Source organism: Streptomyces sp. NPDC005141 (assembly GCF_053599975.1).
On record NZ_JBSFYW010000015.1, the window covers coordinates 47411 to 67133 of the forward strand.

Sequence of the window (19723 nt, forward strand, 5' to 3'; positions counted from 1 at the left end):
GCGGCGGGCAGGGTTCTGTCCTCGGACCTCCCCTCCCCACCGGCACGAGAGCAGGAGTGAGCATGGAGTACGTGAAGCTCGGTTCGACGGGTCTGGACGTCTCCCGGATCTGCCTGGGCTGTATGAGTTTCGGCCTGCCCGACCGAGGTGTCCACGAATGGACCCTCGACGAGGAGACCTCGCGTCCGTTGATCCGCCAGGCCCTGGAGGCCGGGATCACCTTCTTCGACACCGCGAACGTGTACTCCGACGGCACCAGTGAGGAGATCGTCGGCCGGGTGCTCGCCGAGTCCGCGCGCCGCGACGAGATCGTCATCGCCGGCAAGGTCCACGGTGCCATGCACCAGGGCCCCAACGGCCGTGGCCTGTCCCGCAAGGCGATCATGACGGAGATCGACAACAGCCTGCGCCGCCTCGGCACCGACTACGTCGACCTCTACCAGATCCACCGCTTCGACCCCGCCACTCCCGTCGAGGAGACGATGGAGGCCCTGCACGACGTGGTCAAGGCCGGCAAGGCCCGCTACATCGGGGCGAGTTCGATGTACGCCTGGCAGTTCTCCAAGGCTCAGTACACGGCCACGCTGCACGGCTGGACCAGGTTCGTCTCCATGCAGAACCACTACAACCTCCTCTACCGCGAGGAGGAGCGCGAGATGCTGCCGCTCTGCGCCGACCAGGGTGTCGCCGTCCTGCCGTGGAGTCCGCTCGCCCGCGGCCGGCTCACCCGCGACTGGGACACCGCCACCGCACGCAGCCGCAACGACGCGTTCGGCCGGAACCTCTATCAGGACGGCGACCGCGAGATCGCCGACGCGGTCGCGCGCATCGCCGCCGAGCGCGAGGTGCCGCGCGCCAGGATCGCGCTCGCCTGGCTGCTGCGGCAGAGCACCGTGACCGCGCCCATCGTCGGCGCCACCAAAGCGCCGCACATCGAGGACGCGGTCGCCGCGCTGGACGTGGTGCTCACGGACAAGGAGACCGAGGAGCTGGAACGGCCGTACACGCCCCGGGCGATCAGCGGTCACTGAAGCCCCGGCCGCCGTCCCCCCAGCCGTCGCACCCCACCCGCCGTCACCCCCACCCGCCGTCGCCGCGCCGGTCGTCGTCGCGCCCATCGGGCCACGACGGCCGGCGCGCCCGTGACAGCTTCGTGGCGCCGAGCACGGACCGCGGGGGGGCGGTCCACGAACGACTGGAATATCGTGCGGAATGGCGCTCGGATGAGCGCGTGAGAGCGCTCCCATTGTGGAGAGTTCGGGACGGATGGCAGAGCCTTCGGGTTTCCGAATTCCTTTAGCGCGAGCTTGACTGACATTTGGTCAATATTCGGGGGCCGGGCCGTATTCAGAGAAAATCCGGGATCGCTTGTTCCGGCTCACCGCCTTGTGCAAAGGTGGGCGTTGTCGGCGTGCAGACAATAGTGGCTTCGTTCTGCGCGCGTGCGGCACGCCCGTTCCCTCCGCGCCCCGACGGGCCGTCAGAGGTGGTCGTTCGTGGCGTGACCCCCCATGGGTAGACCCCCCGACTCGGCCGGGCGGTCTACATACCCATTGGTATGGACTAATTACCACGCTACCTTTGGGAGGAAAGCGGACGTGAATGACGGAACGCTGTCTCATTCGTCTGACCCCGGCCGCTTGTTCGAGGTTTCGGATGAGCGGCTCGCCGCCGAGCTGAGGAAGAGCCCGGGAGGCACACCCGCGAACTATCCCGTCGGGGAACTCCTGGACCGCCACTGGGAAGCGGTGTTCTCTTACGCGCGGCTGTGCACCGACGGAGTACGTCCCGCCGGAATGCTCACCACCGCCTCATTCACGCGCCTGTTCGGGGATTCGCTGCAACAGAGCGGGCCGAGCGCCGCGTGGCGGCCCCAACTGCTCGTCACCGTCCGCCGCATCGCCGCCGAGTGGCTCATGGACCAGCGGCGCGAACTGCTCGACCCCGAACTCCTCGCCGACGCGGACCGCGAGGACAGGGCGGCCGCGCGGCTGCTGCCACCGGAGGGCAGGCGCCTGCTGTCCCGTGCCTTCCAGCGGCTGCCCGAACCGGCCCGCTGCCTGCTGTGGCACGGGGAGATCGAGGCCGAGCAACTGGAGGTACCCGCAGCTCTGTTGGGACTCTCCCCGGAGGAAGCGGTCGTGGAACGGGAGCGGGCCAGGGAACGCCTGCGCGAGGGCTGCCTCGAGATCCACCGCGAACTCGCCCCGAGCGAGGAGTGCCGTCGCTACCACCGGATGCTCGACGTCTCCTTCAGACGCGGTGGCGTCGATCTCGACCCGGACCTGCGGCGCCACATGGCCCGGTGCGGCCACTGCCGTGCCGCCGCCGACCAGTTGAACCAGTTCAACGGCGTCCTCGCCGTCCCGCTCGCCGAGGCCGTCCTCGGCTGGGGTGCGCCCGCCTATGTGGCTTCACGCCAGGCGCGGGCCACGGCGCGCGCGGAGGCGGCCGAAGGGCCGGGGACCGGCCGGGGCGCCGAGGGAACGGCTCCCGCGGGGGGAGCGACCGCCGACGGGAGCGGGCGGGCCGACGAGGCCGACCCGATCGTCGAGTTCCGGCCCGAGACCGACGCCGTACGCCCACCGGGCCTTCCCCCGCGCACACCGCCGAACGCCCCGCCCACCACCGACTCCGCGCCCCCGGCCCACGACGGGGCCGCGCCGCAGCCGGCCGCCCCGGACCGCCGGGGAGCGCCCACGCCCGACGCAGGCACCCGCCCCTCCCGTCGAGCCGCGCCGCCGTCCGGCGCGGGCAGGCGCTCGTCGCGCAGGGCCACGCCGCACAAGGCCCGGCGCGCCCCGCACCGCCGCAATGTCGCCCTCGCCGTGCTGACCGTTGGCGCACTGATCCTGGTCCCGCTGGTCCTGTGGGCGTCCGATTCGGGCTCCGACAGCGGAACGGCCGCCGGCAGCGCCACCGCGGGAAAGCCGAGTCCGGGTACGAACCCGTCCTGGGTCGGGACCGACAAGCAGGCGGACGGCACCGTGCGCGGACGGCTGCGCAACGCCGCGACCGGGCTCTGCGTCGGCATCGCCGGGGAGAAGCCCGCGAAGGGCGCGGAGACCCGGCTCACCTCGTGCACCTCGGAGTCGGCGATGGAATGGTCGTACACGGCCGACGGGCTGCTGCGCGACGCCGCCCACCCCGACCTGTGTCTCGACTCGCACCTGGGCTACTCCGTCCAACTCGCCTCCTGTCCCGGCAAGTCGCAGCCCGGCTCCAAGAACGTCCGCTACGACTTCACCCTCCAGGGCATGCTGGTGCCGCGCTGGAACCAGGACCTGGCCCTCGCTCCCGCCGCGGCCAGGGGGGACTCGGCGCTCGTCCTCAAACTCCGCAAGAACGAGCCGGCCCAGCACTGGAAGCTCGAGACCCCGTCGCCCTCGCTCCAGCTGGAAGTCGTCAACTGGGACTCCTCGACCGGTGGCGCGACGGCCTCCGCCGGCCCGGAGGCCACGTCCTCGACGGCACCCGCACCCGCCGCGACCCGGACTCCCGCCGCGACACCGTCGACCCCGGAGCAGGCCACGCCGTCCGCAGCTCCGCCGGACGACTCCTGCTCGTTCTCCTACGACTCCTGTCACTGGGACGGGGGTTACGGCTCGGACCGGGACGGCGGCTACGACACAGGCGCCGATGCGGGCGGCACGGACGGCGGAGGCCGGGGAGGCCACCGGTGACCAGGTGCGCTCGGCGGTCCCGCGCCTTCGGCCGCCAGGCCGTCAGGCCGTCGTGGCCTCCTGGGATGCCGCCGTCGTACCGGCGGTTCCCAGGAACTCGGCCCAGCCGCCGAGCGGTGCCTGGCCGGGGCTGAGCGTGCGCAACTTCCGCAGGACCGCGGGGTCCTGGGCCGCCAGCCACTCCACGAGCTGGCGGAAGGAGACCATGCGGACGTCGTCGTGGCTCGCCATCCGGGTGATGGACTCCTCGACGGCGTCCATGTAGATGCCGCCGTTCCAGCGCTCGAAGTGGTTGCCGATGAACAACGGGGCCCGGTTGCCCTCGTAGGCACGCCGGAAGCCCGCGAGGTAGCTGTCGCGGGCCTGGACGCGCCAGGCGTCGTACCGGGTGCGGTCGCCGAGCGGGTCGGCGTTCGACTGGTTGGCCATCACGTTGTAGTCCATCGACAGCACCTGGAAGGAGTGGCCGGGGAAGGGGATGGACTGGAGCGGGAAGTCCCAGATCCTGCCGCCCTGTACCTTTCCGGGCCAGATCTGGAGTCCGCCGGGGGAGCTGGCGTCGTACTTCCAGCCCAGAGCGGCGGCGGTCGGCAGCAGATTCGCCTGACCCTCCAGGCACGGAGTCCGGCCGCCGATCAGCTCCTTGTCGTAGTCGAAGGGCAGCGGTTCCAGGTCGGTGAAGCCGGTGTTGGTCCTCCACCCGGTGACGAACCGCTTCGCCTGCTCGATCTCGCTGCGCCACTCGGCGGGCGACCAGCGGCGGACTCCGTCCGTGCCGCAGAAGTGACCGTTGAAGTGGGTGCCGATCTCGTGGCCCTCCAGCCAGGCCGCGCGTATCTGCCGGAGCGTCGCGTGGATGTGCCGGTCGGAGAGATAGCCGATCGCGGAGGCGCCGACGGCGTGCCGCGGCGGGCGGTAGAGCCCCTTCTTCGACTCGGGCAGGGTGTAGATGCCGCTGAGGAAGAACGTCATCGACGCACCGTGGTCGGCGGCGACCTTGCGGAAGCGCGAGAACAACTTGTTGCTGAGTTCGCCCGCGCCGTCCCAGGAGAAGACGACGAACTGCGGCGGGCGTTCCCCCGGCTTCAGGCGCTCCGCCTTCGGCTGCTTCGGCTGGGCTCCGGTGTCCGCGGTGGAGCCGTCGCCGATCGGCCTGACCGGCCGGGGCCGCTCCGGACCGGTGCCGCCGCTCCCCACGGACCAGTCGTTCGCCGAGCAGGCGGACAGGGCTCCCAGCGCGCCCGCCGACGCCGTCGCGGCCAGCAGCCGCCTGCGTGAGATACCGCTCATGACGCATCCCCCGATCTGTTGGTACGGGCGTACGGGCCCGGGCCGTGCGCCAGGAGCCTTCGTCCGTGCGACGCGCCCTTCGCGGGGTGCGTCAATCGGTGGGATGCGCGCAATTCCGGAAAGGGTCGCGCGGAGCGGGACGCGTAGCCGTTCCGTGACAAACCCCGCCGACCTGCGGGGCAGGTGGCGGGGCAGAGGGGAACGGGACGGCTGGGGCAACGCGCCGCCGATGCCGAGGACGGCCTCGCGGACGTGGCGTCAGGCGCCGCTCCCGGCGCGGACGACGGTCAGGGAGACCGACGACGAGTTGCCGGACACGGGCACCTTGCCCTGCGTCCACCTCACCGTGAGGGAGTCCCTCTCGTCGGGCGGTGTGACGATCAGGGACGCGGGCGTGGCCGTACGGGCCCCGCTGATCTCCGGGTTGGAGAAGGTCAGGCCCGACCACGCGCTCCGCCCGGGTGCCAGCTCGACCGTCGTCGGCGTGCCCGAGGACCGCCGCGGGTCGGGGCCGAGCTGCTTGCCGGAAGCGTCGACGAACGCCGCGCCGGGGTAGCCCCGCACGGTGCAGGTGCGCCCGGAGCGGTTGGTCAGGACGACGGGGAAGTTCTCCTGACCCGCTCCCGGGTCGTTGCCGCCGACCGAGGCGCGCAGCTCCGAGGTGTGACAGCGGCGGCTCGCCGCGGCGTTCCCGGCGGAGACCGAGGCTGAGGCCGAGACGGATCCCGAGGCCGTCCCCGTCTCCTTCGTCGGAGCGCTCACCGCCGGGCCGGACGGTCGGGCGGAACCCGCGCTCGCACTCGTGTCCCCGGAAGCCGGTTCGGCGGTGCCGGGAAGGCTCCGCGGCGAGCTGTCCGGGGTGCCGTTGCCGCAGGCGGTGAGCAGGCTCAGCAGCGCGGCACCCGCGAGCAGCGCGGCCCGCCGGGCGGCGGGTGAACCGCGGTGCGTGTCGGGTGAGGCGAGGTCCGCGGACACCTCGTCGGGCCGGTCCGTGGCCGCCACCGAGCGCCGGAAGGTCGACATGTCACCACTCCTTGGGTATCTCCGCACGGGTTCCTCGCCCGTGCGCACGGCGCGTTGTGCCCCGTCATCACTCTCCGATGCGCCCCGGGACCGAAAAGTTCGCGTGACAGGTCGACGTATTCCCCCGGGTCGCGCCCGCCCAGGATCAGGCCTTGACGCGTACGGAGCCGATGACGCCGTCGGCCGTGTCGTCGTCGCCGCTCTCCTGGCGGATCTGGACGTAGACCTGAGGCTGCCCGGCGCCGCCCGCCGGAGTGAGCGCCGCCTCGGTCAGGGTCCCGGTCCCGCCCGGGCAGCCGTCCCAGGTCCGTATCAGCCCGTGCCAGCGCACACCGGAGTAGGCACGGCTGCCGGCGTAGTGGCATCCGGCGTGCGCGATCGCGCGGACCTCGCCGGTCACGTCGCCGTGTTCGCTGAGTCCGACGAAGGCTCCGTCGACGCCGGAGCCGAGGTCCTGCCAGCGCGCCAGACGGTCGGCGACGGCGAGACCGGGTTCGGCGCCGTCCTCGAGGCCCAGCGTCCCTGGATTCCATCCGGAGGCGCGCAGCTGCCCGCCCCAGGCGGCCGGCACCTCCACCGTGACCCGGCCCGTGCCGTCCTCGACCCGGAGGGTCTTCGCGGCGGGTTCCCGGGTCACCAGCAGCGCGGTGGCGCCGACCGCGCAGGCCACGACGACGCCGGTCAGTGCCGACAGCGCGGTGCGCCGACGGCGCCGGGACCGGGACACGCCGCCGTCCGACGCCTCCTGGGCGAGCCGGTCGAGCTCCGCGGCGAAGGCGGCCGCGGTCGGCCAGCGCCGCTCCCGGTCGGGTTCCATGGCGCGCAGCAGCGCCCGCCGGACATCCGGGCCGAGGTCCGTACGGAGCCGGTCGGCCCGTTCGACCTCTCCCGGCGGACCCGGCACCGAGCCGGTGACGAGATGGTGGCCGAGGGCGCCCAGGCTGTACACATCGGCCCGCGCGTCGATCCCGGAGCCCGGCCGGGCCTGCTCGGGCGGGGTGTAGCCGGCCGAACCGGCCGCCATGGTGAGCCCGGAGGCCTGGGCCAGGCTCTTGGCCAGTCCGAGGTCGGCCAGCAGGACCCGGTCGGCTCCGCCGGGCGTGGTGCGCAGCAGCACGTTGGACGGCTTGATGTCGCGGTGCACGATCCCGGCCTCGTGCAGCGCGGCCGCGCCCCGGGCAGCCAGGGCCGTCAGGCGCAGCGCCTCGGCGACGGGCAGCGGTCCGGCCTCGATCCGGTCGGCGAGCGTGCCCCCGTCGGCGTACTCCATGACGAAGTAGGGCCTGCCGTCGGGAAGTTCACCGATGTCGTAGACCTGCACGACCCGGTTCGAATCGGCCTTGCGCAGCAGCCGGGCCTCGGAGAGGAACCGCTCCCGGATGTCCAGGCGGTCGACCCAGTTCTCGGAGAGCACCTTGACCGCGACGCTCGCCTCGAGGACGTCGTCATGGGCGAGCCAGACCACACCGAAACCACCGGCGCCCAGGCGCCGCTCCAGACGGTAGCGGCCGATCCGCTCCAGGGAGTGCATGCGACTATCATGCCTGGCCTCTGATCGACGCCGAGGGGAGCGCCCGGTGCGGGAACCGGCCGAGACCGAGGAGTTCGCCCTGCGGGCGGCAGCCGGTGACGCGGCGGCACTCGACGTGCTGCTCCGGCGGATCCGGCCCGAGGTCGTACGGCGGTGCGGACGCTTTCTGCCCTGCCGCGAGGACGCCGAGGAGGCCGCCCAGGACGTCCTGCTCCAAGTGGCCCGGAAGATCACCACGTTCGAGGGCCGCAGCCGCTTCAGCACCTGGCTCCACACGGTGGTCGCCAACTGCGCCCGGCAGAAGTACCGCGAGCTGAAGCGCCGGGCGGCCGAACGGCCGGAGGAGATCGACGCCGGGCAGTACGTCGATCCGCGCACCACGAGTGTCATCGCGGGTTCCCGGATCGACCTCCTGGAGGCGCTGGAACGTCTGGAGCGCGAACATCCGCACCTGGTGGCGCCGTTGGTCTACCGCGACATCTGTCAGCTGGAGTACGCGGAGGTCGCCGAGCGTGTCGGTGTGCCACTCGGAACGCTCAAGTCCCGTTTGCACGAGGCGCGCAGAAAGGTCAGGCCCTGGCTTTCCGACGCCTCCTGATGCCTGGCCGGCGGTCCGCCGGCCCAGGTCCGTCGCGGCCCGCGCGCGGGGTGGCCACGCGCCGTGCCCGTCCCGGCCCGTCAAGCAGGCTTGCGGCTGGGCGAGTTGACCGGCTGAACCCGTCCCCGCCAGATCCGGTCCGGGTACGCGGCGGGGACGGGCTCGGAGGCGTCCGGTCAGCGCCGGGTGTAGATGACGCCGATCTTGTCGACCTCGGTGCCCGCGCGGCCGTGGAATCCGGCGATCTGCCGGCCGGTCGGCGCCGTGCGGGTCACGCAGTCCGACGTCGTCGTGCCCCCGGCCAGGCCGCGGCCGAGGTTCGTGGTGAACTTCGCGTAGAAGATGCGGGTGTGACCGTCCTTCACGCCCCGGCACAGCTGGACGGAGGTGACGTACTCACCACTGCCCAGGGCCAGCGAGGCGGCGGTGCCGCCCGTCCCGCCGTGCGCGAACGTCGTGCCGTCGCTCAGGGTCAGCCCCATCCGGTCGACCCGCGTTCCGCTGCTCAGCGAGACGACGGTCGCTCGGGCGCCGGCCGGCACCTTGGCGATGTCGGTGAAGTAGTCGCCGTGCGGCCCGCCGAACTGGTCGCTGAGCTGGAAGTCCGGGTTCCGTGACCAGTTGAACGCGGCGGTGATCGGGTCGTGGTCGGAGAGCATCAGACCGTCGGAGGTCAGGAAGCGCGCGTGCTCGTTGTCGTATCCGGTGGCGTCGAGCGTGACGACCTTGCTGCCGCGGTAGAGGATCTTGTCGACGACCTCGCAGGTGTTGGGCACGGTGGGGCCGGTCTGGTCGCAGACGAGCGCGTCGCTTCCCTTGGCCGGCGGGGTTCCGTCGCGGACGAGTTGGACCCAGGCGTCCGTCAGACCGTTGGATGCGGCGAACTCCGCGATCGTGTCGCCGGAGCGGGTGTAGCGGGTGTTCGTGTCGCCCATGACGACGACGGCGTTGCCCGCCGAGTGCGTGGTGATGAAGGCGCTCAGCTGGTCGAGGTTGTTGGCGCGGGAGGCGAGGTCGCCGTCGCTGGTGCCCGCGTTGGTGTGCACGTTGTAGAAGTCGACGTAGACACTCTCCGCGAGCCGTTCCCGCATGAAGGTGAAGCCCTTGGGGGTGAGGCAGTCGCCGGAGTCGATCTGACAGGAGTTCCAGCCGACCCGCTCGAAGTCGTCGGTGTCGTAGGAGATCTTCGAAAGGGTGTTGAGGCCGCTGCCGATGCCGGCGCCGCCGCTGGTGGGGGTGCGGTAGGGGTGCGTGGTGTCGGCCGCGTAGAGGTACGCGTGGTAGTTGAAGTCCTCCTCCACATGGACGATGTCGTAGGGGGCGATGCGCCCGCCGATCGCCGTGGTGGCGGACTGGCGGGGTGTGGGGGCGCTGGAGATGGCGTCGGGCAGCCCGGCGACGTTGTAGGTGAGCACGCTGAAGGTGCCCGAGTCGGCGGCCGCGGCGGAGGGCGCGGCCGCGGTGAGTCCGCCGAGGGCGGCCGCTGCCGCCGCGGTACCGGCGAGGAGTCTGCGGAGAGGGGACATGGGGGCGTCTCCTGAGGGACGAAGGGAGGTCAGAAGCCGACCGAGAAGGTGGCGTCGGCCTTGTCGGTGGAGGTGGAGATCGGATCGATGCGCAGCACGTAGTCCGCGTGCCTGAGGTAACGGTCCGGGTGGTTGTAGGAGCGGAAGGACGACCACGACGTGTCGGCCAGACCCGCCGTCCGGTAGAACGTGGCGTCCTGCGCGAAGGCGGTGGTCCCGTCGTCGGCCGCGAGCACCATCTGGTAGTTGCTGTGCCGCAGGTAGCGCGTCGGGTAGTTGACCGAGCGGAACGAGACGCCCGCGGCGTCGGCGAGTCCCGGCGCCGGCGTCCACTGCGCGTCCGCGTACGGGTCGAAGGGATACTCGTCGATCCGGCCGGTGTAGCTGGAGTGCCGGACGTAACGCGCCGGATAGTTGTAGGACTTGAGCCGGTTCCAGGTGGGAGCGCCCCACTTGGCGAGGAGGTTGTCGTACTCCGTCGTGGTGATCGGCTGGATGCTCCCGTGCTTGGAGTTGAGCGGCTGTGTGTAGAGCCGCTGGTCGACCGGGGTCCAGGTGCCGCTCGCGAGGTCGGCGGACTGCCAGGCGTAGAACACGCCGTTCGGCGTGTAGGTGTCTCCCCAGAGGAACCAGATTCCCGTCGACGCGGACCTGACCAGGATCGGTGCCTCGGTGCCGCCGTGGGCGACCGGTGTGCTGAACACGCTGAAGCTGCCGGGGTTCAGGGACGACGACCTGGCGCCCACCAGGGTCTGGTCCTTCTTGAAGTACAGGTAGTTGACGCCGCCGACGCCCACGGCGAGATCGCCGTCGATGACGTCGTAGCCGGGGTCGAAGAAGACCTGCGCCGCCGACGCCGTCACGAAGTCGGTCGTGTAGTTCACCATGATGACGTTGTGGCCGCTGGAGTCGACGGCGGAGTAGATGATCCCGTACTGGCCCCGTCCCGCGTCCCAGTACGCCTCGGGTGCCCAGCTGTGGGTGGCCATGTCGTGCAGCTTCAGCCGGCGGTAGCCGCTGAAGGACCGCAGATCGGCCGAGTCCCAGACGTGGATGTACTGGCTCTGCAGACTCCAGTCGGTGCCTTTGAGGTCGGTGGCGATCACGACGAAGGTGCCGTTCTGCTTGCGCAGGACGAAGGGGTCGCGCAGACCGCCGGTGCCGCCGGTCGGCGTCACGACGGGCTTGTTCTGGTTCAGCGGCGTCCACTGGAGGGAGTCGGTGCTGACGGCCAGATGCAGGCCGTAGTCCGCTCCGCTGAAGTTCGGGGACTCGGTGAAGTAGCCCATCACATAGGCGGCTGTGGCCGCGGCGCGGGCGGGCGGGGCGCCGAGGGCGACGGCGGCGGTGAGGCCTGCCATCGCCCCCAGAGCGACGCGCCGGGACGGCTGAAGGGGACTGTCGTTCATGGCGGTCTCCTCGATGCTCATACGGGGGTCAGGCCCAGGCCGTCACGGGGACGAAGGAGCTGTCCTGGCGGAGGAGGGCGGTGCCGTCGGCCATGTCCATGCGCAGTTGGTAGTTGTAGTGGCGCAGGTAGTGGCCCGGGTAGTTGTACGACTCGAAGCGCAGGGAGCCGCTCGACGTGCCCGTCCGGGCGATGAACGTGGCGTCCTTGGCGAACGTCGCCGTCCCGTCGTTCGCGTCGAAGCGGCCGCGGAAGTCGTAGTGCCGCAGATAGTTGCCGGCCGCGTCCCGGAAGGAGCAGCCGTTCGCGTCGGCGAGGCCCGCCACGACGGTGAAGGCGGACGCCTGCTTCTCGGCGGCGGTGCTGGAGGCGCTCACCACGGGGAGGTTGAGCAGCGCCGACTGCTCCTGCCAGTAGCGGGTGGTGTAGTTGCCCGAGCGGAAGGACCGGGTGATGCCGGTGGACAGGCCGGTCCCGCCGGCGACCGTCTCCTTGACCACAGTGAAGTGGCGCGCGGTGCCGGAGATTCCCGGCAGCTTCTTCGGCGCGCTCCAGGTGGCGAACGCGTCGTAGCTGTCGCTGCAGTAGTAACCGCCGTCGCCGTAGCCGTCGAAGAAGATCCGCCAGCCGCCGTTGTCGAGCTGGATCAGCGCCGGCCCCTCACGGGTGCCGCCCCAGCCCGCCCAGTCGCCGGTCCGCCGGATCGTGTACGGGCCGGTAAGGGCGGAGGCGGTCGCGTACTCGATGTACTTCGTCGTCTCGTTCTTGGTGAACGCGTGGTACGTCGACCCGCTCTTCACGACGAAGGTGTCGATGTGGTTCGAGCCGATGCCGGTGAGCGCCACCGGTGAACTCCACGCCGTCAGTGTCGAGTTGGTCGCCCTCAGCAGATAGGGCGTGAAGATCCACTCGTCGCTGGTGACCGAGCAGGACACGATGATGGTGACGCCGCCGTCGCTGTCCACGAACCACTCGGGCGCCCAGGCCCGTGACAGGCCCGCGATCGGGACCGTGTAGTCGTACAGGAAGCTCCAGTTGACCCGGTCGGCGCTGCGGGCGAAGCCGATGGTCGTGCTGACGTCCTGCCAGGTGTGCGTGGTGTAGGTGACGTAGTAGTAGCCGTCGGTGTGCTTGAACACGCTGGCGTCGCGGATCCGGTTGCTCGGCGGCGTGTACGCGGACGCCTTCAGCAGCCGGAAGTCGGTCGCGTCGTCCGACTCGTAGACGTTGACGGTGCCGTCGTCGCTGTTGAGGAACGGCACGATGGTGTAGCGGGTGGCGTAGCCGCGGGCGGGTGCCGCGGCGGCGGCGGTGCCGAGCAGCCCGGGCAGCTCGCCCAGGGCGAGGGCGGCCGCGGGCAGGGCGGCCAGTGCGCGGAGCAGACTCCGGCGGGACGGCTGGGGTGGGCGTGACGAGGTGTCGGGTGTGGTCATGTGCGGCTCTCCTCGGATCGGTCACTGGGCCGGCGAGAGGGGGCTCACCAAGAAGGGAGGGGGGTTCACCTGGACCTCCGCATGCCGAAGAGCGGGGCGGTGGTGTCCCTCCGCCGCCCCCTCTTGTTCGAAATGTCGAATGCCGTGCGACATGCTGTGCGAGGCATTACGGTAAGGGCTTGCCGGGTGGTGTGAACAGGGCCTGTCGGGGCGGAAGTTGAGCGTGCTCACACACGGGCCGGGGGCGTGGCGCGGCCCGGTGTCGGTGCCGCTCTCTAGGCTGGTCCGCGTGAAGGAACAGAGCAGCAGGCCACTTGCCGTGTTCGACCTGGACGGCACTCTCGCGGACACCGCGCACCGGCAGCGGTTTCTGGAGCGCACACCGCGGGACTGGGACGCGTTCTTCGCGGCGGCGCCCGAGGACCCGCCGCTCGCGGAGGGTGTCGCGCTGGCGCTGAGCAGCGCGCGGGAGTGCGAAGTGGTCTATCTGACCGGCCGTCCCGAGCGGTGCCGACGGGCGACCGTGGACTGGCTGGCCGCCCAGGGCCTGCCCGAGGGGCGCATCTGGATGCGGCGCAACGACGACCGCAGGCCCGCCCGCCGCACCAAGCTGGAGATCCTTCGCCGACTGGCCCGCGACCGGGAGATCCGGGTCCTCGTCGACGACGACGAACTCGTCTGTGAGGACGCGAAGCGGGCCGGCTTCACGGTCGTACGGGCACGGTGGGCGGCCGCGTCGGCGGCACTGAAGGACGCGCAGGAGCGGGAGGGGCGGACCTGAGGGGGTCTCGGCGGGTGCTGGACCCGTGGGGAGCGGGTCGTCTCAGTCGGCGTCCTCCAGCCGGAAGCCGAGCTTCAGGCCGACCTGGTAGTGCTCGATCTGCCCGTTCTCGATCTGGCCCCTGACCTGCGTGACCTCGAACCAGTCGAGGTTGCGAAGGGTCTGCGAGGCCCGGGTGATCCCATTGCGAATGGCCTGGTCGACGCCTTCGTGGGAGGTCCCGACGATCTCGGTGACCCGGTAGGTGTGGTCGGACATGCGGCTGCTCCTCTCCGCCGTGGCGCGAGTGCCAGGCGTGATTCCACGGTGCCCCACGGCGTGGCGCTCCGCGAGACGGCGGGGGTGGCCCGGGTGACGGGGGCCCTTGACGGGGCTGATTGGTCCATACCAAACTCCAGACGCCCGTGCGAGCGATCGGCTCGGCCCCCCACGTCGGGCCCCTTGCCCCTGTCCGCAAGACAGAACAGGACCCCTCGTGAAACGTCGCCTCCTCGCCGTTGTCTGCGTCACGGCCTCCCTGCTCACCGCCTGCAGCGCCCTGCCGGGCGGTGGCGCGCAGCGGCGGACCGTCACGCTGTGGCTGATGAAGGACAGCGCCTCCAAGGAATTCCTCAAGCGGTTCACCGAGGACTTCGAGGACCAGCACGGCGACCTCCGGCTCGACATCCGCATCCAGCAGTGGACCGGGATCGGCGAGAAGGTCCAGGCGGCCCTCAAGGCGGAGGACGACGCCGTGCCCGATGTCATCGAGGTCGGCAACACCCAGGTCGCGCAGTACGTCGACGGGGGCGGCCTGAGCGACCTGACCCTTGAGTCGATGCGCGACTGGGGCATGAACGACTGGCTGCCGGGCCTCGCCGGCCCGGGACGGATCGACACCCGCCAGTTCGGCATCCCCTGGTACGCCGCCAACCGCGTCGTCGTCTACCGCAAGGACCTGTTCGCCGGGGCCGGCATCAAGCAGCCGCCGAAGACCCGCGAACAGTGGCTCGCGGACACCGAGCGGCTCAACACCGGTGGAAAGCAAGGCATTTACCTGGCCGGTCAGGACTGGTACACCCTCTCCGGGTTCATCTGGGACGAGGGCGGCGACCTCGCCGAGGAGTCGAGTTCAGGACACTGGGAGGGCACGCTGGGGACACCGGCCGCCCTGCGCGGCATGGACTTCTACCGGCGTCTCCAGGCGCTCGGCGACGGACCCGTGCACGCCGACGAGGAACACCCGCCGCAGTCGGGGGTGTTCGCGAAGGGCCGGGTCGCGCAGATCGTGGCCGTACCCGGCCTCGTCCAGGCCATCGAGCGGACGAACCCGGACCTCAAGGGAAAGCTGGGCTTCTTCCCGGTCCCCGGCAAGACGGCAGCCACGCCCGGCGCGGTCTTCACCGGCGGCTCCGACCTCGTGGTGCCCAAGAACACCGACGACCGCGCCGGAGCCACCGACGTCGTCTCCGCCCTCGTCGGCGCCAAGTGGCAGACGGAGCTGGCCCGGACGATGAACTACGTGCCCAACAAGACGAAACTCGCCGGCGCCGTATCGGGTGAGGAGGGGGTCGCCGCCATGGCGGCGGGCGCCGCGCACGGCCGGGCGACCCCCTCCTCACCCCAGTGGGCCGCCGTCGAGGCCGACAACCCGATCAAGGACTGCATGTCGAAGATCCTCGGCGGAGCCGACCCGGCCACGGAGGCCCGGCGCGCCTCCGGCCGCATCACGAAGATCCTGGAGGCCGACCGAAGGTGAGGCGGCGCGCTCTCCCGCGCCAGGATCTGTCCGGGCCGTCACGACGGAAACACGGATGGGCGGCGGCCGCCCATCCGCGGCGGCCGCCGCCCCGGTCTCGACCGGCCTCCTCCGCCGTGACCGCCCGGACGGGGTTCTACTCCGCAGAGCTCAGCGACAGGGCGAATCGGCCCTCCGCGTCCGTCCACCAGTGGGTCAGGCCGAAGCCCGCCGCGGCCAGTTCACCGCGGACGCCGTCCTCGCGGAACTTCGCCGAGATCTCGGTCCGCAGCTCCTCGCCCTCCGCGAAGTGGACGGCCAGGTCGAGGGCCGGGATCTTCACCGTCTGCGCGGCACGCGACCGCAGCCGCATCTCGATCCACTCGTGCTCGGCGTCCCAGAACGCGACGTGCTCGAACGCGTCGAGGTCGAAATCGGCGCCGAGTTCACGGTCGACGACACTCAGCACGTTCTTGTTGAACGCCGCCGTAACCCCCGCCGCGTCGTCGTAGGCCGTGACGAGGACCGACTCGTCCTTGACCAGGTCGGTGCCGAGCAGCAGGGTGTCGCCGGGTGACAGCAGCGACCGTACGGACGCCAGGAACGTCGCGCGCTCGGTGGGCAGCAGATTGCCGATCGTGCCGCCGAGGAAGGCCACGAGCCGTGGCCCGGGGGTGCCCGGAAGCGCGAGACCGCCGGTGAAGTCGGCGATCAGCGCGTGGACGCTCAGGCCCGGCCGCTCGGCGATCAGCGCGTGCCCGGCCTGGGTGAGCGCGCTCTCGCTGACATCCACGGGTACGTAGGTGTGCAGCTCCGGCAGCGCGTCCAGCAGATGGCGGGTCTTCTCCGACGAGCCGGAACCCAGCTCGACGAGGGTGCGCGCACCGCTCGCCGCGGCGATCTCGCCGGCCCGCGCGAGCAGGATCTCGCGCTCGGCGCGCGTCGGGTAGTACTCCGGGAGTTCGGTGATCTTCTCGAAGAGCTCGCTGCCGTGAGCGTCGTAGAACCACTTGGGCGGCAGTGTCTTGGGCAGGTGTCCGAGGCCGTGCAGGACATCGGCGCGCAGGGCCGCGTCCGTGGCGTCCTCGGGAAGGGTGCGGGTCAGCAGGAACGGACTCACGTACGGGGCTCCTTGCGCTGTGCGGATGCCATGTCGTCGCTCATGTCCTTGAGCGGGGTGAGCAGCACCTCGGTGCGGCTCGCCGTGAGGAGGGTGCGGTCGGGGACCTCCCGCCAGCGGGGGTCGTCGTCGTGCGGCTCGGAGGCCACGACGGTGCGACGGCCCGGCTCGACGAGGTACCAGAGGGTGTCGCCCCAGGCGGTCGCGGTGATCGTCTCGCCGTTGGTGAGCAGCAGGTTGAGCCGGGACCCGGGCGCCGCCTCGGCGACCTCCAGGACCGTGTCGGCCAGCGCCTGGCTCTCCTCGTCACCGGCGCGCAGCCGGTGCAGGACCAGCGCCCAGACGAACGCCGAGTCGCACCGGGCCTCCAGCGACAGCAGCTCCGCCGCGGGCAGGCCCGGCGCGAGCGGGGCGAGCGTGTCCGGCCACCCGAGGACCGCGCCGTTGTGGCTGAACAGCCAGGGCCCCGCGGCGAACGGCGCCGCCCCGGCCTCCCCGTCCGCGCCCGCCACGGTCGCGTCCCGCACCGCGGCGAGCAGCGCCCTCGTCCCGACCACCCGGGCCAGGTCCGCGAACGACTGGTCGCCCCAGATGGGCCCGGTGCGCCGGTACCGGGCCGGCACCGGGTCCCCCTCGGCATACCAACCCACCCCGAAACCATCGGCGTTGACCGTCCCGTGCCGCTGCCGCCGGGGTGCCCACGACTGCCGGTACAGGCTGTGCTCCGGCTCGACGAGGAGCGCGCCGAGCCGCTCCTCGTCGCCCAGGTACGCCAGATGACGGCACATCAGGATTCTCCGTCGCGGGCCGTGCGGAACCCTGAGAAGATCTGCCGCCGGATCGGGTAGTCCCAGTTGCGGAACGTGCCTCGGCAGGCTACCTGGTCCACCGCGAACGAACCGCCGCGCAGCACCTTGTACTCCGGACCGAAGAAGACTTCCGAGTACTCCCGGTAGGGGAAGGCCACGAAGCCGGGGTAGGGCTCCAGATCGCTCGACGTCCACTCCCACACGTCGCCGATCAACTGCCGCACACCGAGCGGCGACGCGCCCGCCGGATAGCTTCCCGCCGGGGCCGGGCGCAGATGGCGCTGGCCCAGGTTGGCCTGGTCCGGGGCCGGGTCGGCGTCACCCCACGGATAGCGCGTGGAACGGCCGGACACCGGGTCGTGCCGGGCCGCCTTCTCCCACTCGGCCTCGGTGGGCAGGCGCCGCCCCGCCCAGCGCGCGTACGCGTCGGCCTCGTACCAGCACACGTGCAGGACGGGCTCGTCGGGCGGCACGACCTCGGTGACGCCGAAGCGGCGCCGCAGCCACTGTCCGCCCTCGCGCCGCCAGAACTGCGGAGCCTCGATGCCGTTCGTGCGGATGTGGTCCCAGCCCGCGGGGGTCCACCAGCGTGCCTCGCCGTAGCCGCCGTCCTCGATGAAGGCCAGGTACGCGGCGTTCGTGACGGGAGTGGTGTCGATGAAGAACGACGGGACCGTACGCCGGTGCGCGGGGCGTTCGTTGTCGAGCGCCCACGGCTCGGTGGAGGTGCCCATCACGAACGGGCCACCGGGCACGAGGACTTCGGCGGGGCCGGTGAACGGCGGCGCGGGCGCGGGGTCCGGCGCCGTGAGGGCGGCGGGCCCCAGACGGAGCTGATGGGTGATCAGCATGGTCTCGTCGTGCTGCTGTTCGTGCTGCGCGATCATGCCGAAGGCGAACCCCGCCTCGGTCAGCCGGGTGCCCTGGAACGCGGTGCTCTCCAGGACGTCCAGCGCCCGGCCGCGCACCTCGGCGGCGTACGTACGGGCCTCGGCGGGCGCCAGCAGCGGCAGGGACGGCCGCGCGGAGCGCGGGTGCTCGAACGCGTCGTAGAGCCGGTCGATCTCGGGCCGCATCGCCTCACGCCCCGCGACCGTCCGCAGCAGCCACAGCTCTTCCTGATTGCCGATGTGCGCGAGGTCCCACACCAGCGGGGACATCAACGGCGAGTGCTGCGCGGTCAGATCGGGGTCCTCCACGCACGAGGTGAGCAGGGCGGTCCGGTCGCGGGCCGTGGTGAGCGCGTCCAGAGCACGCTGCCGGAGCGACTCCGGATCCGTGAGCGCATCGATGGCGGTCATCTCGGTCATGTGCTCATGTCCTTCCCGTCGAACCGACCTCGCGAGCCGCCCTCGGTGCGGCGCCCGGACGAACCGTCGTGCTGGGACCGGACCGCGCCGACCAGGTCGTCGGCGGGGCAGCGGCCCCGTGTCACGTAGCGGTCGGAGAACTCCGCCACCACGTCGAGGACCTCGGGACCGGCGCCGAGCCGGGGCAGTGCCTCGGACGCCGCCGCGAAACAGATCGCCGCGGCCTCGCGCAGCTCCGGATCGGCGAGGCCGAACCGTGCGGCGTCCTCCCACAGCGGGTTGCGGGGCGCCGGAGCCGGGCCGGCCCGCTCCGCGAGAGGCTTGACGGTCCGGTAGGCGATCTCGGCCGCCTGCGGGTCGTCGAAGAGCGCCGCTGTCACCGCGAGCGGCACGATCCAGCCGTTCTCGCCCGGCTGCGCGTCGATCATCCGGAGTTCCAGATGACCGCGCGGCCGTACCGGCGGGAACAGCGTCGTCAGGTGGTAGTCGAGGTCCTCCCGGTCCGGTGGTTCGTCGGACCGGGTCCAGTCCCGGAAAGTCAGGCCCTCCGGGACGTTCCAGGGCCCTTCGGGCGCCCGTACGCACATCACCGGCGCGTCCAGCACATGCCGGGCCCAGGCGGCGCGGGGGTCGCCGGCCAGAGCGGGCGCGTCGGTGCGGCCCGGGTCCATGGACGCCCACAGCGACTGGCGTGTGGAACGCCAGCCGGTGTGCCGTCCCCGCGCCATCGGCGAATGGGCGAACGCGGCCACCAGGACCGCGCCGAGCTGGTGGGCCAGCCACCAGCGGCGCCCGTGCCCGAGCGGGCCCGGTTCCTCGTATCCGGCGTCCAGGCACACCTGGACGGAGGCCGACGTGCACATCATGGCGCGGCCCTCGGGTCCCGCGCGGTCGAGGTACCGCTCCATGGCGTCGTACCTGGGCTCATGGAGATAGCGGCTCGGGGGGTTCCAGGGGTCCTGGCCGTATCCACTGAGGCCGAGACCCGCCTCGCGCAAGGTCGCGCGTACGGCGTCGAGGTCGGCCGATACGGACCCCACGCACTCCATCAGGGAGGTGGCGGGAGCGGAACTCAGCTCCAGCTGTCCACCGGGTTCGACCGTGAGCGCCGAACGCAGGGGCAGGGTCCGCAGTGCGGCGTAAGCCGCTTCGAGTCGTTCAGGTGGTACGGGGAGCCGCGGCCTGCGCAGCTCGTGGACGAGCCATTCAACTTCGACACCGAGGAAGCGGGGCGGACCGGTCTTGAAGCAGATGCCGCGGACCAACGCCTCCACCTCGGCCTCGGTGACGGCGGAGCGTCGTGGCTCCGTACAGTCACTCACCGAATCGGACATGTGGGGATCCTCCTGAGATTCCACCATGCCGCCGGCCCGGGGTCTGGTTGGGCCGGACCGGCAATCACCCGTCCCACCCAAGACCCTTTCGGCGGTTCGCACAAGGGTGCAAATAGTCGCTTTCGGGACCGGGAAACACTGTTTGCGGGGCCGCGAAACT

Annotated in this window: 16 protein-coding genes; 5 read left to right on the plus strand and 11 right to left on the minus strand. The window is 71.5% G+C overall.

Features of this window, described 5'->3' with window-relative positions:
• Positions 1 to 62: 62 nt before the first annotated feature.
• Together ACWD68_RS14575 and ACWD68_RS14580 are read left to right on the plus strand one after the other, a co-directional pair.
• The gene (locus ACWD68_RS14575) at positions 63 to 1031 is read left to right on the plus strand and encodes an aldo/keto reductase (RefSeq protein ID WP_451806773.1); all 969 of its coding nucleotides are present in this window, start codon (positions 63 to 65) and stop codon (positions 1029 to 1031) included.
• Between the two features lie 609 nt (positions 1032 to 1640).
• Positions 1641 to 3683, plus strand: a complete 2043-nt coding sequence (locus ACWD68_RS14580; protein ID WP_451806774.1) for a ricin-type beta-trefoil lectin domain protein — start codon at positions 1641 to 1643, stop codon at positions 3681 to 3683.
• Between the two features lie 42 nt (positions 3684 to 3725).
• Here the strand turns inward: ACWD68_RS14580 and ACWD68_RS14585 are convergent, their stop codons facing one another.
• The 3 genes from ACWD68_RS14585 to ACWD68_RS14595 form a co-directional block, all read right to left on the minus strand.
• The gene (locus tag ACWD68_RS14585; protein ID WP_451806775.1) at positions 3726 to 4973 is read right to left on the minus strand and encodes a hypothetical protein; all 1248 of its coding nucleotides are present in this window, start codon (positions 4971 to 4973) and stop codon (positions 3726 to 3728) included.
• A 258-nt stretch (positions 4974 to 5231) separates the two neighbouring features.
• Complete coding sequence (locus ACWD68_RS14590) at positions 5232 to 5996, minus strand: DUF4232 domain-containing protein (protein ID WP_451806776.1); 765 nt, start codon at positions 5994 to 5996, stop codon at positions 5232 to 5234.
• Between the two features lie 145 nt (positions 5997 to 6141).
• Positions 6142 to 7527 (minus strand): serine/threonine-protein kinase, encoded by a 1386-nt coding sequence (locus ACWD68_RS14595; protein WP_451806777.1) that lies wholly within the window; start codon positions 7525 to 7527, stop codon positions 6142 to 6144.
• Here ACWD68_RS14595 and ACWD68_RS14600 point away from each other — a divergent pair.
• On the plus strand, positions 7526 to 8125 hold the full coding sequence (locus ACWD68_RS14600; protein ID WP_451806778.1) for an RNA polymerase sigma factor: 600 nt from the start codon (positions 7526 to 7528) through the stop codon (positions 8123 to 8125). The two genes, ACWD68_RS14595 and ACWD68_RS14600, sit on opposite strands and share 2 nt — an antisense overlap.
• Positions 8126 to 8301: 176 nt before the next feature.
• On the opposite strand, the gene ACWD68_RS14605 is transcribed toward ACWD68_RS14600, so the two are convergent.
• The 3 genes from ACWD68_RS14605 to ACWD68_RS14615 are packed head-to-tail and all read right to left on the minus strand — an operon-like array spanning position 8302 to position 12492.
• Positions 8302 to 9651, minus strand: a complete 1350-nt coding sequence (locus tag ACWD68_RS14605; protein WP_451806779.1) for a jacalin-like lectin — start codon at positions 9649 to 9651, stop codon at positions 8302 to 8304.
• Between the two features lie 29 nt (positions 9652 to 9680).
• Positions 9681 to 11060: a glycoside hydrolase family 43 protein gene (locus ACWD68_RS14610; protein WP_451806780.1), complete on the minus strand. Its 1380-nt coding sequence runs from the start codon at positions 11058 to 11060 to the stop codon at positions 9681 to 9683.
• A 28-nt stretch (positions 11061 to 11088) separates the two neighbouring features.
• Positions 11089 to 12492: a glycoside hydrolase family 43 protein gene (locus tag ACWD68_RS14615; RefSeq protein ID WP_451806781.1), complete on the minus strand. Its 1404-nt coding sequence runs from the start codon at positions 12490 to 12492 to the stop codon at positions 11089 to 11091.
• A 289-nt stretch (positions 12493 to 12781) separates the two neighbouring features.
• Between ACWD68_RS14615 and ACWD68_RS14620 the strand changes: the two genes are divergently transcribed.
• On the plus strand, positions 12782 to 13273 hold the full coding sequence (locus ACWD68_RS14620; RefSeq protein ID WP_451806782.1) for a phosphatase domain-containing protein: 492 nt from the start codon (positions 12782 to 12784) through the stop codon (positions 13271 to 13273).
• Between the two features lie 42 nt (positions 13274 to 13315).
• Here the strand turns inward: ACWD68_RS14620 and ACWD68_RS14625 are convergent, their stop codons facing one another.
• Positions 13316 to 13531, minus strand: a complete 216-nt coding sequence (locus tag ACWD68_RS14625; protein ID WP_266764246.1) for a dodecin — start codon at positions 13529 to 13531, stop codon at positions 13316 to 13318.
• A 217-nt stretch (positions 13532 to 13748) separates the two neighbouring features.
• On the opposite strand from ACWD68_RS14625, the gene ACWD68_RS14630 reads away from it, so the two are divergent.
• Complete coding sequence (locus ACWD68_RS14630; protein WP_451806783.1) at positions 13749 to 15011, plus strand: extracellular solute-binding protein; 1263 nt, start codon at positions 13749 to 13751, stop codon at positions 15009 to 15011.
• Between the two features lie 136 nt (positions 15012 to 15147).
• Here the strand turns inward: ACWD68_RS14630 and egtD are convergent, their stop codons facing one another.
• Genes egtD through egtA form a run of 4 tightly spaced genes read right to left on the minus strand, consistent with a single transcriptional unit; the run spans position 15148 to position 19563 of the window.
• Complete coding sequence (gene egtD / locus ACWD68_RS14635; protein WP_451806784.1) at positions 15148 to 16110, minus strand: L-histidine N(alpha)-methyltransferase; 963 nt, start codon at positions 16108 to 16110, stop codon at positions 15148 to 15150.
• Positions 16107 to 16898, minus strand: coding sequence for an ergothioneine biosynthesis protein EgtC (gene egtC / locus ACWD68_RS14640; RefSeq protein WP_451806785.1), 792 nt, complete (start codon positions 16896 to 16898; stop codon positions 16107 to 16109). Before egtC ends, egtD begins: the two co-directional genes overlap by 4 nt.
• A complete protein-coding gene (gene egtB / locus ACWD68_RS14645) occupies positions 16898 to 18229 on the minus strand; it encodes an ergothioneine biosynthesis protein EgtB (protein WP_451806786.1) in 1332 nt (443 codons plus the stop codon). The genes egtC and egtB overlap by 1 nt, the downstream gene beginning before the upstream one ends.
• A complete protein-coding gene (gene egtA / locus ACWD68_RS14650; protein WP_451806787.1) occupies positions 18226 to 19563 on the minus strand; it encodes an ergothioneine biosynthesis glutamate--cysteine ligase EgtA in 1338 nt (445 codons plus the stop codon). Before egtA ends, egtB begins: the two co-directional genes overlap by 4 nt.
• Positions 19564 to 19723: the final 160 nt, after the last annotated feature.